Annotated in this window: 14 protein-coding genes; 9 read left to right on the top strand and 5 right to left on the bottom strand. The window is 65.0% G+C overall.

The window, feature by feature from the left end; genetic code table 11:
* Window positions 1–184 precede the first annotated feature (184 nt).
* Window positions 185–1,429 carry an ABC transporter substrate-binding protein gene (locus X268_RS08505; RefSeq protein ID WP_128924515.1) on the bottom strand — a complete coding sequence of 415 codons (1,245 nt, stop codon included), beginning with the start codon at window positions 1,427–1,429 and terminating at the stop codon, window positions 185–187.
* An 89-nt stretch (window positions 1,430–1,518) separates the two neighbouring features.
* Window positions 1,519–2,334 (bottom strand): putative hydro-lyase, encoded by an 816-nt coding sequence (locus X268_RS08500; protein ID WP_128924514.1) that lies wholly within the window; start codon window positions 2,332–2,334, stop codon window positions 1,519–1,521.
* A 120-nt stretch (window positions 2,335–2,454) separates the two neighbouring features.
* Here X268_RS08500 and X268_RS08495 point away from each other — a divergent pair, with 120 nt between their 5' ends.
* From X268_RS08495 to X268_RS08480, 4 genes are all read left to right on the top strand, one after another.
* Window positions 2,455–3,372 (top strand): LysR family transcriptional regulator, encoded by a 918-nt coding sequence (locus X268_RS08495; RefSeq protein WP_128924513.1) that lies wholly within the window; start codon window positions 2,455–2,457, stop codon window positions 3,370–3,372.
* A 120-nt stretch (window positions 3,373–3,492) separates the two neighbouring features.
* Window positions 3,493–4,743, top strand: coding sequence for a Zn-dependent hydrolase (locus tag X268_RS08490; protein WP_128924512.1), 1,251 nt, complete (start codon window positions 3,493–3,495; stop codon window positions 4,741–4,743).
* Window positions 4,744–4,755: 12 nt separating this feature from the next.
* Window positions 4,756–5,667, top strand: coding sequence for an NAD(P)-dependent oxidoreductase (locus X268_RS08485; RefSeq protein ID WP_128924511.1), 912 nt, complete (start codon window positions 4,756–4,758; stop codon window positions 5,665–5,667).
* Window positions 5,668–5,738: 71 nt separating this feature from the next.
* Window positions 5,739–6,812, top strand: a complete 1,074-nt coding sequence (locus tag X268_RS08480; protein WP_128924510.1) for a malate/lactate/ureidoglycolate dehydrogenase — start codon at window positions 5,739–5,741, stop codon at window positions 6,810–6,812.
* Window positions 6,813–7,000: 188 nt separating this feature from the next.
* Here X268_RS08480 and X268_RS08475 read toward each other — a convergent pair whose 3' ends face one another.
* Window positions 7,001–8,074: a tartrate dehydrogenase gene (locus tag X268_RS08475; RefSeq protein ID WP_128924509.1), complete on the bottom strand. Its 1,074-nt coding sequence runs from the start codon at window positions 8,072–8,074 to the stop codon at window positions 7,001–7,003.
* Window positions 8,075–8,230: 156 nt separating this feature from the next.
* Here X268_RS08475 and X268_RS08470 point away from each other — a divergent pair, with 156 nt between their 5' ends.
* The gene (locus tag X268_RS08470) at window positions 8,231–9,004 is read left to right on the top strand and encodes an SDR family oxidoreductase (RefSeq protein ID WP_128924508.1); all 774 of its coding nucleotides are present in this window, start codon (window positions 8,231–8,233) and stop codon (window positions 9,002–9,004) included.
* Window positions 9,005–9,137: 133 nt separating this feature from the next.
* Window positions 9,138–10,553, top strand: coding sequence for an amidase (locus X268_RS08465; protein WP_245477815.1), 1,416 nt, complete (start codon window positions 9,138–9,140; stop codon window positions 10,551–10,553).
* A gap of 174 nt (window positions 10,554–10,727) precedes the next feature.
* On the opposite strand, the gene X268_RS08460 is transcribed toward X268_RS08465, so the two are convergent.
* The gene (locus X268_RS08460) at window positions 10,728–11,834 is read right to left on the bottom strand and encodes an amino acid ABC transporter permease (protein WP_128924506.1); all 1,107 of its coding nucleotides are present in this window, start codon (window positions 11,832–11,834) and stop codon (window positions 10,728–10,730) included.
* A gap of 2 nt (window positions 11,835–11,836) precedes the next feature.
* Window positions 11,837–13,021 (bottom strand): amino acid ABC transporter permease, encoded by a 1,185-nt coding sequence (locus X268_RS08455; protein WP_128924505.1) that lies wholly within the window; start codon window positions 13,019–13,021, stop codon window positions 11,837–11,839.
* Between the two features lie 87 nt (window positions 13,022–13,108).
* On the opposite strand from X268_RS08455, the gene X268_RS08450 reads away from it, so the two are divergent.
* The 3 genes from X268_RS08450 to X268_RS08440 are packed head-to-tail and all read left to right on the top strand — an operon-like array spanning window position 13,109 to window position 16,358.
* Window positions 13,109–13,981, top strand: a complete 873-nt coding sequence (locus X268_RS08450) for a MurR/RpiR family transcriptional regulator (RefSeq protein ID WP_128924504.1) — start codon at window positions 13,109–13,111, stop codon at window positions 13,979–13,981.
* 3 nt (window positions 13,982–13,984) lie between these two features.
* On the top strand, window positions 13,985–15,334 hold the full coding sequence (locus tag X268_RS08445) for an aspartate aminotransferase family protein (RefSeq protein WP_128924503.1): 1,350 nt from the start codon (window positions 13,985–13,987) through the stop codon (window positions 15,332–15,334).
* A 10-nt stretch (window positions 15,335–15,344) separates the two neighbouring features.
* Complete coding sequence (locus X268_RS08440; protein ID WP_128924502.1) at window positions 15,345–16,358, top strand: amino acid ABC transporter substrate-binding protein; 1,014 nt, start codon at window positions 15,345–15,347, stop codon at window positions 16,356–16,358.
* The last annotated feature ends 6 nt before the right edge of the window (window positions 16,359–16,364 follow it).

The raw sequence follows: 16,364 nt of genomic DNA, 5'->3' as shown, positions 1-16,364 counted from the left end.
CGCAAGGCTTTGGATAATGGCTTGGGCTGTCAAAAGTCTGTCCCCCGAAATAGATCCTCATCCTGAGGAGCGCGCACCAGCGCGCGTCTCGAAGGATGGCCCAGCCCTCGCCCTTCGAGATGCGGGCTGCGCCCGCTCCTCAGGATGAGGGCGGGAGCTACATCTGAGCTCCCGCTTCCCACTCTTACTTCATCGGCCAGATCGCCTCGGCGATCGCAGCCTGCGGCGGGAAGATGGTGACGAACTTTCCGCCGACATATTGCAGCAGCACCGGGTCAGCGTCGTTGTTCTGGCCAGCCTCGTCGAACTTGACGCGCTTCCAGGGCATGATGGTCTGCTCGCCCGGGATGTCGGTCGCCGCCAGCGCATCGCGGATCTTCTCGCCGTCGGTCGACTTGGCGCGGCTGATGGCGTCGGCGAGGATGATCAGGCCCATGAACTGGCGCGAGGTGAGGTCGTTGAAGTCCTTGCCCGAGCGCGCCTTGAACATCTCGTTGATCTTGCCGACCATCGGCCGCTTCTGCGCGAGGTCGAGCGAGAAGGTGCCGCGCGAGATCACGCCTTCGAGCTTGTCGCCGACGGCATCATAGAGCGCCTTCTCGGAGAAGCCGGCGTCCTGCGCCACGATCGCATTCGGCTTGTAGCCGAGCTCGGCCATGGTCTTGACCAAGAGGATGCCGTCGGTGGTGTAGCTCGAGGGCATCAGCACGTCGGCGTTCGCAGACTTGAGCTGCTGCACTTCGGCCGAGAGCGAGGGCGAGTTGGCGCGATACTTGATGTCGGTGACGATCTTGTAGCCACGCTCGCCGGCGATTTTGGCCTGGGCGTTGCCGGAATCGGTGCCGAAGATGGTGTCCTCGTGGAACAGCGACAGCGTCTCGATCTTGGTGCCCTTCTTCTTCATGGCATCGAAAAAGTCGAACATGGCGGCCGAGTACATCTCGTCGTGCGGTGCGGCGCGGAAATAGTACTTCAGGCCGCGGCGATGCAGGCTGGGCGAGGAATTGTCGGCCGAGACGAACGGGACCTGATAGCGTTCGCAGATCTGGCTGACAGTGACGGCGACGGCGCTCTGATAGGTGCCGATGATGGCGCAGACCTTCTCCTGCGTGATCAGGCGCTCGGCCTCGGCGCGGCCTTTCTGCGGATCGGCCTGATGGTCGGCGAACACGAGGCGGATCTTGGCGCCGCCGAGACCCGGCAGGCCCTCGCCCTTCGCCAGCGGCAGGGCGAAATCAGCATCCTTGTTGATGACTTCGAGCGCAGTCTCGTAGGCCTTCTGCGCGTCGACGCCCTGCTGGGCGCTGCCGCCGGAGAACGGATAGATCACGCCGATCACGACCTCCGAGGTCTGTGCGCGCGCTGCCAACGGCACGAGAGCGGCAGTGGCGGTGGCACCTAACAGCACGTCGCGGCGAGTGATCGTCATGGCAGAGTCCTCTGTGACTGAATTTCAGATGATCGAATGAAGCGATTGATGGATGCGGTAAAGCTCGAAGAAGCAGCAAATGCTGCCCACTAAATCACGGCCATGGTCCTGTTCTTGAGATCGGTGACCAGCATCAGGCCGGGCGAATGCGTGATCGCGAACGGAACCTTCGCGGCGTTGATCACCGATTGCGGGGTCACGCCACAGGCCCAGAACACCGGGATCTCGTCGTCGGCGACCGGCACCGGATCACCATAGTCGGGCTTGGCGATGTCCTTGATGCCGATCAGGTGCGGATGGCCGAGATGCACGGGAGCGCCGTGCACGGCGGGATAGCGCGAGGTGATCTGCACCGCGCGGATCGCGTCAGCCGGCTTGAACGGACGCATCGACACCACCATCGGACCGGCGAACGGTCCGGCCTCGCTGCAGGCGATATTGGTGCGGTACATCGGCACCCGCACGTTCTGCTCGATGTGGCGGATCGGCATGCCCTCATCCAGCAACGCCTCCTCGAACGAGAACGAGCAGCCGAGCACGAAGGTCACGAGATCGTCGCGCCAGTACTTCGTCACGTCGGTCGGCTCATCTACCACTTCGCCGTCGCGCCAGACGCGGTAGCGCGGCACGTCGGTGCGAATGTCGAGATCGGCGCCGAGCGCCGGGATATGGGGGCTGCCGACATCGGACATGCCGACGATCGGGCACGGTTTCGGATTGAGCTGGCAGAAGCGATGGAAGGCGCCGGCATATTCGGCCGGCAGGATCGCCAGATTGCCCTGGACGAAGCCGGGAGCGACGCCGGCGGTGGAAGCGACCAATCCCTGCCGATAGGCGAGCCGGGCCTTGCGGCTCGGAAGGGCGTCGGGCGTTTCAGTTTGCTGCGCTGCCACCAAAACAGTCATGTAATCGCCCTGCCTATAAACTCGACAAAGACAAGCCAACACCAAGCGTGCTATAAAGTCTAATCGTCGTTTCTAATCAATCTCGATAAATCTGATTTATCGACTGGGAAAATCCTTCCAATGCTGGACTTCAGGTCGATCGAGACGTTCCTCTGGGTTGTGAAGCTCGGCAGCTTTCGCGGCGCCGCGCAACGGCTCAACACCACCCAGCCCGCGATCTCCCAGCGCATCGCCCAGCTCGAGCGCGAGATGGGCGTGAAGCTGCTCAATCGCGATCATCGCGTGGCCTCGCCGACCCCGAGCGGCCGGCAGATGATGGTCTATGCGGAGAAGCTGATCGGCCTGCGGGCGCAGATGATGGCGGAGATCGGCGATGCCTCGGCGATGCGCGGCGTGATGCGGCTCGGCGTCGCCGAGACCATCGTGCACACCTGGCTGCCGCGCCTCGTGAAGAGCGTCAACCAGGTCTACCCGAACCTATCGCTGGAGATCGAAGTCGACATCACGCCAAACCTCACCGCGCGCCTGCTCGCCCAGGAGATCGAGCTCGCGTTCGTGGTGGGACCGCTGTCCGCCTCCGGCGTGCACAATCGCGTGCTCGCCGATTATCCGATCGGATTCCTCGCCAGTCCCTCGCTCGGCCTCGGCAAGGGCCCGGTGACGCCGGCGGAGCTCGCGCGGTTTCCGATCATCACCTTCCCGCGCAAGACCAAGCCTTACGAGGTCGTGCGCGAGGTGTTCGACCGGCCGGAGCTGCCGCCGATCCGCCTGCATGCGTCCGCTTCTCTGGCCACCGTCATCCACATGGCGGTCGAGGGCCTCGGCATCGCCGTGATCCCCGACGCCATCGTCGAGAACGAGCTCGGCGACGGACGGCTGCAACTGCTCGATACCGATCTCGCCATCGCCCCCCTGACCTTCACCGCGAGCTGGCTCGCCTCGCCCGATGTCGTCGCCGTGGAGCGCGTCGCCGAGCTGGCACGGCAGATTGCGCAGAGCAGCCTCGCGGTTGACGCGCCCGCGCTGGCGCGTCATTGAAAAGAGCCGGATTTTCTACCGTCATTCCGGGGCGATGCGACAGCATCGAACCCGGAATCTCGAGATTCCGGGTTCGCCCTGCGGGCGCCCCGGAATGACAGCGATCAATGGAAGAGACGCATGAGCCGAGCCGCCACCAATTTGCAAATCGATTCCGCCCGCCTCTGGGGCTCCATCCACGAGACCGCGCAATTCGGCGCGACGGCAAAGGGCGGCGTGCGGCGGCTGACGCTCAGCAACGAAGACAAGCAGGTGCGTGACTGGTTCCGCAAGGCCTGCGAAGACGCCGGGCTGGAAGTTCACGTCGACGCGCTCGGATCGCAGTTCGGCCTGCGCAAGGGCCGCGACATGTCGAAGCCGCCCGTCGGTATCGGCTCGCATCTCGACACCCAGCCGACCGGCGGCAAGTATGACGGCATTCTGGGAACGCTCGGCGCGCTCGAAGTGATCCGCACGCTGAACGATGCCGGCATCGAGACCGAGGCGCCGATCTGCATCGTCAACTGGACCAACGAGGAAGGCTCGCGCTTCGCGCCCGCAATGATGGCCTCCGCCGCCTATGTCGGCGATTTCACCACCGACGACATTTTGTCGCGCAAGGACGCCGACGGTGTGAGCGTCGGCCAAGCGCTCGACAGCATCGGCTATCGCGGCGACAAGCCGGTCGGCTTCCAGAAGCTCGGCTGCTTCGTTGAATTGCATATCGAGCAAGGTCCGATCCTGGAGGCCGAAGGCAAGACCATCGGCGTGGTCGATTCCGGCCAGGGCGTGCTCTGGTATGACGGCAAGATTTCCGGCTTCGAGAGCCATGCCGGATCGACCCCGATGCCGCTGCGGCGCGATGCGCTCGCAACGCTATCGGAGATCGTGCTGGCGATGGAAGCCATTGCCAAGAAGCATGGGCCGAACGCAGTCGGCACCATCGGCGAGGCCGTGATCGCCAATCCCTCACGCAACGTCATTCCCGGCGAGATCGCCTTCACCGTCGATTGCCGCAGCGCTGATGGTGCGATCATGGACGCGCTCGATCGCGATCTGCGCGCCGCGATTGCCGAGATCGCCGCGCGCCGCAAGGTCGACGTCAAGATCGACCTGGTCTGGCGCAAGCCGCCGACGCATTTCGATCCCAAGCTCATTGCGGCGGTCGAGAACGCGGCCAAGACGCTCGGCTATTCCTCGCGCCGCATCACCTCCGGCGCCGGCCACGACGCCTGCAACCTCAACACCAAGATGCCGGCGGCAATGGTGTTTGTGCCATGCAAGGACGGCATCAGCCACAACGAGCTGGAAGATGCGACGCAACCCGACTGCGCCGCAGGCACCAACGTCCTCATGCATACCGTGCTGGCGATCGCCGGCGTCGTATCCTGACCGGAGAGAGCCATGCGCGGAGTTTTCGTCGACGCCAACGAAGCCCTCGCCGTAATCATGGAACGGCTCATGAAGCCCGGCGACCCCAAGGTGCGCATCCACCGGGATCCCGACATCAAGCCCGAGCAATACCCTGAAATCCTCGACGGCGCCGAGATCGCGATCGTCGATCACACGGCTCTTCCGACCGAGGTCGCGAAGAAATGCGCAGGCCTGAAGCACGTCGTGTTCCTCGGCACCGGCGCGCGCAGCTACATGAACCCGGAGGAGCTCGCCGAGCTCGGCATCTCCGTGCATCTGATCAAGGGCTATGGTGATACGGCGGTCGCCGAATCCGCGATCGCGCTGATGTGGGCCTCGGCCCGCGTCATCGCGATGATGGACCGCGAGATGCGCGCCGGCAGCTGGCTGCGCGAGGACGGCATGCAGCTCACCGGCAAAACCCTCGGCCTGATCGGCTTCGGCGGCATCGCCGCGGAGGTCGCGCGCATTGCCTCGGGCAGCGGCATGAAGGTGATCGCCTGGAACCGCTCGTCCAAAAGCCATCCGGGCGTGACGTTCACCGATCTCGACACGGTTCTGGCGAATAGCGACGTCGTGTCGCTGCACCTGCTGCTCAACGACGAGACGCGCGGCATGATCTCGCGCGAGAAGATCGCGAAGATGAAACCGGGCGTCATCTTCGTCAACACCGCGCGCGCCGCGATCGTCGACGAGCAAGCGATGATCGACGCGCTGAAGTCGGGCCACATCCGCCATGCCGGCCTCGACGTCTTCAACATCGAGCCTCTGCCGGCGGACCATCCGCTGACCAAGATTCCGAACGTGACGCTCTCGGCGCATTCGGCCTTCCGCACGCCCGAGGCCAGCGAGAACCTCATTGAAGCGGCATTGGTTCATTGCCGCCGGATCGTAAGTTCGTAAGGTAGGTTACGCCTTCGGCTAACCTACCCCTACGCTCCCCGCCAAATCGTGAAAGGACAAGAGCAACAACAATGGCCGACTATCGCACCATCAAGGCAGAGCCGCTCACCAACGCCATCCGCGCCATCGTCAAGGCCGGCGGCTCCTCGGACCGCGAGGCCGAGCTCGTCTCCATTAACCTCGTCGAGGCCAATCTGAAGGGACACGACTCCCACGGCGTCGGCATGATCCCCCGCTATGTTCAGAGCGTCACGACAGGCGGCCTCGCGGTGAACCAGCACGTCAAGATCGTGCTCGACACCGGTCCGCTGCTCACCCTCGACGGCCTGACCGGCTACGGCCAGGTGATCGGCCATGAGGCGATGGAGCTGGCTGCCGAGCGCGCCAAGAAAAATGGCGTGTGCCTCGTCGGCCTCTCCAACTCGCACCATATCGGCCGCATCGGCCACTGGGCCGAGCAGTGCATCGACCATGGACTGGTCTCGATCCACTTCGTCAACGTGATCTCGCGCCCGATCGTGGCGCCCGGGGGCGGCAGCGATGCCCGCCACGGCACCAACCCGTTCTGCGTCGGCATCCCGCGCCGGGGCAAGGACCCCATCGTGCTCGACTTCGCGACCAGCAGAATCGCGCAGGGCAAGACCCGCGTCGCCCACAACAAGGGCGTCGCGCTCGAGCCCGGCACCATCATCGACGACGAAGGCAAGCCCACGGTCAATCCGCGCTACCCCGTGACCCCGCCATACGGCGCGATCCTGCCGTTCGGCGAGCACAAGGGGTCGGGGCTCGCCCTGGTGTGCGAAATCCTCGGCGGCGCGCTCTCCGGCGGGCAGGTGGTCAAGGGCCCGTCCGACGGCAAGTACAACGTCCTCAACGGCATGCTCTCGATCGTCATCGACCCGGGCAAGCTCGGCACTGGCGAGAACCTCGCGCGCGAAGTCGAGAGTTTTGTCGCCTGGCACACCGGCTCACCGCCCGGCGCCGGCGTCGACAAGGTCAAAATCGCCGGCGAGCCCGAGCGTGAGACCAAGAAGAAGCGCCTCGCCGAAGGCATTCCGGTCGATCCGACCACCTGGCAGGAGATTCTCGAGGCCGGGAAGAAGTTCGGGCTGGATCAGGCGGCGATCGAGAAGATCGCAGGGTAGTCTGGGACTAAGCAATCACAATCGGTGTCGTCCCGGACGAGCGCAGCGAAGCGAAGTGCTGATCCGGGATCCATACCCACGGGATTGAGTTTGGCGAAGACTCACGGTTTTCCAGTTCGCGCTGTAACCACCCCCTGGGGTATGGGTCCCGGCTTCCGCCGGGACGACCCTGTGGTTGGTAGCCCGCGCTAATCCACCATATCCGCAACCGCCTTGCCGCAGGCGGTCGTATCCGCATTGCCCCCGAGGTCCTTGGTGCGCAACGTGCGCTCGGCGAGCGTGCGCTCGATCGCTTCGACGATCGACTTGCCCGCGACCTTCTCGCCGAGATGCTCCAGCATCATCGCGCCCGACCAGATTGCCCCAATCGGGTTGGCAATGCCCTGGCCGGCGATGTCAGGCGCCGAGCCGTGCACCGGCTCGAACACCGAGGGAAAGTCGCCTTCGGGATTGATGTTGCCTGACGGCGCGATGCCGATGGTGCCGGTGCAGGCCGGGCCGAGGTCGGAGAGGATATCGCCGAATAGGTTGGAGCCGACCACGACGTCGAACCAATCCGGGTGCAGCACGAAGTTCGCGGTCAGGATGTCGATGTGGTACTTGTCCCACTTCACGCCCGGATACTTCTTCGCCATCGCCTCCACGCGCTCGTCCCAATAGGGCATGGTGATGGAGATGCCGTTGGACTTGGTCGCCGAGGTCAGGTGCTTCTTCGGCCGCGACTGCGCGAGCTCGAAGGCGAACTTCAGGATGCGGTCGACACCCGTGCGGGTCATCACCGTCTGCTGCGTCACGAACTCGCGGTCGGTGTCCGGGAACATGCGACCGCCGACGGACGAATACTCACCTTCGGTGTTCTCGCGCACCACCCAGAAATCGATGTCGCCGGGCTTGCGACCCGCCAGCGGCGACGGCACGCCCGGCATCAGCCGCACCGGGCGCAGGTTCACATACTGGTCGAACTCGCGACGGAACTTGATCAGCGAGCCCCACAGCGAGACGTGGTCCGGAATCTTGGCCGGCCAGCCGACTGCGCCGAAATAGATGGCGTCGTGCTTGCCGATCTTCTCCTTCCAGTCATCGGGCATCATCTGACCGTGCTTCTCGTAATAGTCCCACGACGAGAAGTCGAAATGGTCGAAATGCAGGGAAACGCCGTGCTTCTTCGCCGCAGCCTCCAGGACGCGCAGGCCCTCTGGCATCACTTCCTTGCCGATGCCGTCGCCGGGAATGACCGCGATCCGGTATTGCTTCTTGCTCATCGAGAACGTCCTTGGTTGGTCCGGCAGCCGCCGCCTTTTTGACCGCACTGCAATGGACCAAACGCGGCGGCAGTGCAACGCTGCACTGCAATGTTGACGATGGCGCGGCCGAGCGCCTACTGATTTTATCCTGTTCCTGTCCTGCGAGTACCCGTCATGGATCTGCATCTGCGTGGCAAGCGCGTCCTGATCACGGGCGCGTCCAAGGGTATTGGCGCTGCCGCGGCCGAGGCGTTTGCCGAGGAAGGCGCACATCTGCTGCTCGCCGCCCGCAGCGGCGACCAGCTCAAGGCGTTGGCGGATCGCCTGCGCACCGCGCACCAGATCGACGCCACGACAAGCATTGTCGACCTGCGCAAGGAACAGGACGTGGCGCGGCTCGCCAAGGAAGCCGCCGACATCGACATCCTCGTCAACAATGCCGGCGACATCCCCGGCGGCTCGATCGACAAGATCGACGAGGCGGCCTGGCGACACGCCTGGGAATTGAAGGTGTTCGGCTATATCAACCTGACGCGGTACATCTACGCCCAGATGAAAGCGAAGGGTGGCGGCGTCATCATCAACGACATCGGCGCAGCCGGCGAGAAATTCGACGCCAACTACATCTGCGGCAGTGCCGGCAATGCCGCGCTAATGGCCTTCACCCGCGCGCTCGGGGGAAGTCTTGCCGACAACATCCGCGTGGTCGGCATCAATCCGGGCCCCGTCGGCACCGACCGCCACGTCACCCTGCTCAAGACGCGGGCCAAGCACCAGTTCGGCGATGAGAGCCGCTACAAGGAATTCCAGAAAAGCCTGCCGCTCGGTCGTCCCGCGCATGCGCGCGAGATTGGCGACCTCATGGCGTTCCTGGCCTCGGACCGCGCCGGGTATACGTCGGGTGTGATCTATACGGTCGACGGCGGCATCAGCGCCGGGTGGGGTTGAGTGGCTCGTTGCTATCGCGCCAAGGCGCAGTCATTCCGGGGCGCCCGAAGGGCGAACCCGGAATCTCGAGATTCCGGGTTCGATGCTGCGCATCGCCCCGGAATGACGAATGCTACAATGGGGAGTTAGAGAGTTGTCCGATCTGATCCGCGAAACCGCTTGCGCCGTCGTCGACAAGCTGCGCTCCGGCGACGTTTCGCCGCTCGAAGTGCTCGATGTGCTGGAGAAGCGCGTCACGGAGGTCGACGGCAAGGTGAACGCGCTGCCAATACTGTGCTTCGAACGCGCGCGGACCAATGCGAAAGCAATGATGCAGAAGCCGGCCGGTGCGCGCGGACTGCTCGCAGGCCTGCCGGTGCCGATCAAGGACCTCACCGACGTTGCGGGCGTCCTTAACACGCAGGGCTCGCCGATCTTCAAGGACAACATCCCGGCGAAGTCCGACCTCATGGTCGAGAACCTCGAGGCCAACGGTGGAGTGGTCTACGCCAAGTCCAACACGCCGGAATTCGGTGCCGGCGCCAACACCTTCAACGAGGTGTTCGGCGCGACGCTCAACCCCTGGGATACGACGAAATCGGCAGCGGGCTCGTCCGGCGGCGCCGCAGTGGCGCTGGCGACCGGCATGGCCTGGCTGGCGCAGGGCTCCGACATGGGCGGCAGCTTGCGCAGCCCGGCGGCGTTCTGCGGCGTTGTCGGCATGCGGCCGAGCATCGGCCGCGTGGCACATACCCCCAAATCGGGGATCGATCGCAATCTCGGCGTCGTGGGCCCGATGGCGCGTAACGTCGAGGATCTCGCTCTGCTGCTGGATGCCATGAGCGGCGACTATGCGGACGATCCGCTGTCACTACCCGCTCCTGCGACCTCGTTCCTGTCAGCGGCGCAAGCAGGCAAGAAGCCGAAGCGCATCGCCTATTCGCCCGATCTCGGCATCACTCCGGTCGATCCCGAAGTGAAGGCGATCACGCGCAAGGCCGCCGAGCGTTTCGCGGAAGCCGGCGCCATCGTCGAGGAGGCGCATCCGGACTGGCGCGAGGCGCATGAATGTTTCCACGTGCTGCGCGCCTTCGACTTCGCGATCACCAAGGCCAATCTGCTGCGCACCAAGCGCGACCTGCTCAAGCCGGAGGTGATCTGGAACATCGAGGAAGGTCTCAAGCTGAGCGTCGAGCAGCTCGCGCGCGCCGAGGCGCAGCGCGTCAGCATGACCGCCCGCGCGGTCGAGTTCTTCAAGACCTACGATCTGCTGCTGACGCCCACCACGATCGTGCCGCCCTTCCCGATCGAGCACCGCTATGTCGCCGAATGTGCCGGCGAGCGGTTCGAGAACTATATCGAATGGCTCGGCATCGTCTACGCCATCACGCTCGCCTGCTGCCCGTCGCTGTCGCTGCCCTGCGGCTTCACGGCGTCCGGCCTGCCGGTCGGCGTGCAGGTCGTCGGTGCCCCGCGCGCCGACGCACAGGCGATCGCCGGCGCGAAGGTACTGGAGGATATTCTGGGCCTGCGCGGAACGACGCCGATCGATCCGAGGGTGAAGAAGTAACCACTCTACACCGCGCGCTCCGTAGCGCCCTCTCCCCTTGTGGGAGAGGGTGGCTCGCCGCAAAGCGGCGAGACGGGGGAGGGGGATCTCTCCACGAGGGACTCCCTCACCGTCTGAATTCGACGATAGAACCCCTCATCCGGCGCTTCGCGCCACCTTCTCCCACAAGGAAGATCACCTTCGACTCGTCGCCTCAAGACTGCGGCTGTAGCGCGACATCGCGAAGCAGAAGACGAAATAGATCGCGGCGACGAAAATGTAGACCTCGACAGAAAATTGCTGCCACGCCGGATCGATGATCGCGGTCTTCGCCGTCGTCAGCAGATCGAAGATGCCGATGATGAGGACGAGGCTGGTGTCCTTGAAGAAGGCGATGAAAGTGTTGACCAGCGGCGGGATGACGTGGCGGATCGCCTGCGGCAGGATGATCAGGCGATTCTTGCGCCAGTAGGACAGCCCGAGCGCATCGGCGGCTTCGTATTGACCCCGCGGCACGGCCTGAAGGCCGCCGCGGATGACCTCGGCGAGATAGGCGCCCGCGAACAGGATGATCGCGATCTGCGCGCGCAGCAGCTTGTCGATGTTGAATCCGCTCGGCATGAACAGCGGAAACATCACGCTCGCCATGAACAACAGGCTCACCAGCGGCACGCCGCGGATCAGCTCGACATAGAGCACGCTGAGCGAGCGGATCGCCGGCAGCTTCGAGCGCCGGCCGAGCGCTACGAGGATGCCGAGCGGGAAGCCGAATGCCAATCCGAACGTCGCGAGGATCAGCGTGACCGGGAGTCCGCCCCATCGGTCCTGCGAGACGAAGGAGAGCCCCAGCACCCCGCCCCACATCAGCACGCTGATCAGCGCGAGCACCCCGATCCAGAGGAAGACGAGCTCGCGCCGCCACAGGGCGCGACGGGTCGACAGATAGAACAACGCGATGAACAGCAGCACCGACAGCGCCGGCCGCCACTGCTCGTCGAACGGATAGGTGCCGAACAGGATGAAGCGGTACTTTTCGGGAATGATGGCCCAGCAGGCGCCGACGCCACGCAACGCGCGGCAGGCGCTGGAATCGGTCGCCGGCGTCAACCACACCGCATTGGTGATGCCCCATTGCACGAAGCTGAAGATGCCCTTGGCGAGCAATGCCAGCAGCACGACCGTAAGGATGCCGTTCGGGATCGACGAGAACAAATTGGCGCGCAGCCAGCGCAGCACCGGATTGCCGGCCTGCGGGCGGCGTGCAGCGCGCGGTGCCTCGGGAATATCGGCGATGACGGTCATGCTCAGCGCTCCACCAGCGCAATGCGCGCATTGTACCAGTTCATGAAGAAGCTGATGGAAAGGCTGATCGTCAGGAACACCGCCATGATCAGCGCAATGGCTTCGATCGCCTGCCCGGTCTGGTTCAGCGTGGTGTTGGCAATCGAGACCACGTCCTGGTAGCCGATCGCCACTGCGAGCGAGGAATTCTTGGTCAGGTTGAGATACTGGCTCGTCATCGGCGGCACGATCACGCGCAGCGCCTGCGGCAGGATGATCTGGCGCAGCATGAAACTGCGGCGCAGCCCGAGCGCGTTAGCAGCATCCCATTGCCCGCGCGGCACGGACTGGATGCCGCTGCGCACGATCTCGGCAATGAAGGCCGAGGTGTAAGTGACGAGCGCAATGAGCAGCGCGAAATATTCCGGGGCGAGCGTCAGCCCGCCGACGAAATTGAAACCGCGCAGCTGCGGCCATTCGATTGTCCAGGACACGCCCAGCAGCACGGACACCGTCGCGGGCAGCGCGAGGATGAGGCCAACAGCAAAGGGCCAGGTTACCCTCGGCCTGCCGTCGCGCATCTGCTGCGCGATCAGCCATCGCCGGATGGCGTAGAACACGACGAGCCCGAGCACTGCCGTGCCGAGCATCCAGAGCTGCGGCGTACCGACCGGGATCGCCGGCAAGATCAGGCCGCGGTTGGACAGGAACACGCCCTCGAACGGCCGCCATGCCGCGCGCGCGGCCGGCAGTGCCTGCATCAGCACGTACCAGAACAGGAGTTGAAGCAGCAGTGGGATGTCGCGGAGGGTTTCGACATAAACCGCGGCAAGGCGTGACAGCAGCCAGTTGGCCGACAGCCGCGAGATACCGATCAGCGTGCCCAGGATGGTCGCGAGCACGATGCCGATCACGGCAACGCGCAGTGTGTTGGCGACGCCGACAATGAAGGCCCAGAGATACGTGTCTCTCGGATTATAGGCCAGCAGGCTGTCGGCGATCGGCATGCCGGCCTCGCGGCCGAGGAAGGCAAAGCCGGTCGTGATGCGGCGAGCCGAGAGGTTGGTGACGGTGTTGGACCAGAGGAAGCCAACGACCGCGACTGCGATCCCCACCACCAGCACCTGCCAGAACAGGCCTTGCAGCTCACGGCGTCCCCATGTGCCGAACAGGCGGCGCGGCGGCGGTCTCCGAGCGTCCGTGGTCACAGCGCAAAAATCCTTCTTAGAAGCGACGATTTCCGGCAGCGCACGTCAACTGTTGCACCAATATCAAATTCATGCAACAAATGTTTCATGGCCGAGCCCGCGAAATCCTCGCCGCTGAGCGAACTGCGCATCGCATTGCCTTCGCTGCCGATGCGTCTGCAGGAAGTCGGACGCTTCGTCGCCGCCAATGATTACGACGCCACCACCCGTTCGATGCGCGACCTCGCGGCGGAAGCCGGCGCCGATCCCGCCGCGTTCACGCGGCTCGCCAAGGCGATCGGCTATTCTGGCTGGGACGAATTGCGCGCGGCGCTGACCGAGGCGCGGCGACCGTCGCAGCCCTCGCCCTTCTCCGGCCGCGCCAGAAGCCGCAGGCCCGGCCCGAACGCCGATGTCGCGCTCGTCAGCGACAAGCTCGAGGCCGAGGCCGCCGGTCTTCCGCGGATCCCGGCCCAGCCGATCGCGGAGGCGGCCCGTGCGCTGCACGAGGCCAAGCGGATCTGGATCGCGGGCTATCGTAGCTGTCGCAGCGTTGCGGAGCTGCTGAACTATGAGCTGCGGCTATTCCGCCCCGAGCAGGTGCGACTGGTCGGAACGTCCGGCCCCGACGATCTCGACCTCGGCGCTATCAGGCCCGGCGAAGCCGTCGTCGTCATCGGCTTCCTGCCCTATACCCATGCGAGCGTCGGCGTCGCGCAGGCCGCCTATCGCGCCGGCGCGACGCTGATCGCGATCGCAGATAGCGCTTCGGCACCGATGGCCGAGGGCGCCGACCACGTGCTGCTGTTCGAGGCGGCCTCCTCTCCCGGCTTCTTCCCGAGCCTCACCGGCGCGATCGCGATCGCGCAGTCGCTGGCTGCAGTGACGTTCTCGCTCGGCGGCGCCGCCGCGAAGAAGCGCCTGGAGAATACCGAGGCGCGACTTGCCGCAGCCTCCACCTACGTTTCAGAGAGAGGTTGACCCATGGCCGCTCGCACCAGCCGCGTGCTGCACCGCTCGTTGCGCGAGACCCCGCCCAAGGCGATCGGCGGCGAAGGCGTCTATCTGTTCGCAGAGGACGGACGGCGCGTGCTCGACGCATCCGGTGGCGCGGCGGTCTCCTGCCTCGGCCATCAGCATCCCCGCGTGATCGCGGCGTTGGCAAAGCAGGCCTCGACGCTGGCCTATGCCCACACCGCGTTCTTCTCGTCAGAGCCCGCCGAAGCCCTCGCCGAGACGCTGGTCGGGCACGAGCCCGGCGGCCTCGCTTATGCCTATTTCGTCAGCGGCGGGGCGGAAGCGATCGAAGCCAGCATCAAGCTCGCGCGGCAATATTTCATCGAGCGCGGCGAGCCACAGCGGCAGCATTTCATCGCGCGGCGACAGAGCTACCACGGCAACACGCTGGGTGCGCTCGCCGCCGGCGGCAATGCCTGGCGACGCGCGCCTTATGCGCCGCTGCTTTCCGGCGCCTTCAGTCACGTGACGCCGGCCTTTGCCTATCACGAGAAGCGCGACGGCGAGTCGGATGCGCAGTTCGTGGCGCGGCTGGCGGCCGAGCTGGAATCCGAATTCCAGCGGCTTTGCCCTGATCCCGTTGCGGCCTTCCTTGCCGAGCCGGTCGTCGGCGCCACCGCCGGCGCCGTGACGGCACCAGACGGCTATTTCAGGGCGGTGCGCGAGATCTGCGACCGCCACGGCGCGCTGCTCATCCTCGACGAGGTCATGTGCGGCATGGGCCGCACCGGCACCACGCACGCCTGGGAGCAGGAAGGCGTCGCGCCTGATATCCAGGCCATCGCGAAGGGGCTTGGCGGCGGCTATCAGCCAATCGGAGCGATGCTCGCGAGCGGCGGGATCATCGACACCATCCGCGCCGGCTCCGGCGCGTTCCAGCATGGCCACACTTATCTCGCACATCCCCTCGCCTGCGCGGCCGCGCTCGCAGTGCAGGACGTCATTCGCGAAGACGGTCTGCTCGCGCAGGTCAAGGAGCGCGGCCGGCAGCTCGAACAGCGGCTGACCGAGCGCTTCGGCAATCACCGCCATGTCGGCGACATCAGGGGCCGCGGCCTGTTCTGGGCGATCGAGCTGGTGGCTGATCGCGCCAGCCGCAGCTCGTTCGATCCCGCGCTCAAGCTGAACCAGAAGGTCAAGGCCGAAGCATTCGCCAATGGGCTCGGCTGCTATCCCGGCGGCGGCACCGTGGACGGCGCGCGCGGCGACCATGTGCTGCTGGCGCCGCCCTACATCGCCTCCGCCGACGAAATCGACCTGATCGTCGACAAGCTCGGCGCGGCCGTCGACAACGTGTTGCGTAGTGTCAATCACTGAGGGGAGTAGCATGATGAGGAAAGTGGTTATCGCGGCGAGTGTGCTCGCCGCATCGACAATTGTCGCATCCGCCGCGACGCTCGACACGGTGAAGAGCCGCGGCACGCTGGTGTGCGGCGTCAGTGCCGGCTTTGCCGGTTTCTCCGCGCCGGACTCGCAAGGCAATTACAAAGGTCTTGACGTCGACTATTGCCGCGCACTCGCCGCCGGCGTGCTGGGCGATGCTAGCAAGGTGCGTTACGTCTCTTTGACCGCACAGAACCGCTTCACGGCCCTGCAATCGGGCGAGATCGACGTGCTCTACCGCAACTCGACGCAGACCTATCTGCGCGGCGTGACCCTTGGCCTGCGGCAGGGTCCGATCAACTTCTACGACGGCCAGGGTTTCGTCGTGAAGAAGGATCTCGGCGTAAAGGACATCAAGGATCTCAAGGGCGCCACCGTCTGCGTGGCTCAGGGCACCACGCACGAGGTTACGCTCGGCGATTACGGCCGCGCCAACGGCATCGACTGGAAGCCGTTGGTGTTCGACCGCGTCGACACCATGTACCAGACCTTCTTCGGCGGCCGCTGCGATGCGATGACCCAGGACGCCTCCGCGCTCGCCGGCGCGGTCACCACCGCGGCGCCGAACCCAGCCGATTACGTCGTGCTGCCGCAGACCATCAGCAAGGAGCCGCTCGGCCCCTTCACCCGCAACGGCGACGAGGTCTGGAGCGACATCATCACCTGGCTGCATTACGGCCTGATCGAGGCCGAGGAGCTCGGCGTCACGCAAGCCAATGTCGAGGAGATGACGAAGTCGCAGACACCCGCGATCCAGCGCCTGTTAGGTGCCTCCGGCGATCTCGGCTCGCGACTCGGGCTCGACAACAAATGGCTGGTGACCGCGATCAAGGCCACCGGCAATTACGGCGAGATCTACGAGCGCAACGTCGGCAAGGCGAGCCCGCTCAAGCTCGATCGCGGCCTCAACGGTCTCTGGAGCAAGGGCGGCTTGATGTACGCGGTGCCGTTCAAGTAGATGTCT

The organism is Bradyrhizobium guangxiense, from assembly GCF_004114915.1.
Taxonomy (GTDB): Bacteria; Pseudomonadota; Alphaproteobacteria; order Rhizobiales; family Xanthobacteraceae; genus Bradyrhizobium; species Bradyrhizobium guangxiense.
The sequence above is the reverse complement of the archived record's forward strand: the minus strand, read 5'-3'. Positions and strand labels throughout refer to the sequence as shown.

Bases quoted from the DNA above. Each gene is read 5' to 3' on its own strand.
- X268_RS08505 (WP_128924515.1), bottom strand. From the start codon at position 1,429: ATGACGATCACTCGCCGCGACGTGCTGTTAGGTGCCACCGCCACTGCC.
- X268_RS08500 (WP_128924514.1), bottom strand. From the start codon at position 2,334: ATGACTGTTTTGGTGGCAGCGCAGCAAACTGAAACGCCCGACGCCCTT.
- X268_RS08495 (WP_128924513.1), top strand. From the start codon at position 2,455: ATGCTGGACTTCAGGTCGATCGAGACGTTCCTCTGGGTTGTGAAGCTC.
- X268_RS08490 (WP_128924512.1), top strand. From the start codon at position 3,493: ATGAGCCGAGCCGCCACCAATTTGCAAATCGATTCCGCCCGCCTCTGG.
- X268_RS08485 (WP_128924511.1), top strand. From the start codon at position 4,756: ATGCGCGGAGTTTTCGTCGACGCCAACGAAGCCCTCGCCGTAATCATG.
- X268_RS08480 (WP_128924510.1), top strand. From the start codon at position 5,739: ATGGCCGACTATCGCACCATCAAGGCAGAGCCGCTCACCAACGCCATC.
- X268_RS08475 (WP_128924509.1), bottom strand. From the start codon at position 8,074: ATGAGCAAGAAGCAATACCGGATCGCGGTCATTCCCGGCGACGGCATC.
- X268_RS08470 (WP_128924508.1), top strand. From the start codon at position 8,231: ATGGATCTGCATCTGCGTGGCAAGCGCGTCCTGATCACGGGCGCGTCC.
- X268_RS08460 (WP_128924506.1), bottom strand. From the start codon at position 11,834: ATGACCGTCATCGCCGATATTCCCGAGGCACCGCGCGCTGCACGCCGC.
- X268_RS08450 (WP_128924504.1), top strand. From the start codon at position 13,109: ATGGCCGAGCCCGCGAAATCCTCGCCGCTGAGCGAACTGCGCATCGCA.
- X268_RS08445 (WP_128924503.1), top strand. From the start codon at position 13,985: ATGGCCGCTCGCACCAGCCGCGTGCTGCACCGCTCGTTGCGCGAGACC.
- X268_RS08440 (WP_128924502.1), top strand. From the start codon at position 15,345: ATGATGAGGAAAGTGGTTATCGCGGCGAGTGTGCTCGCCGCATCGACA.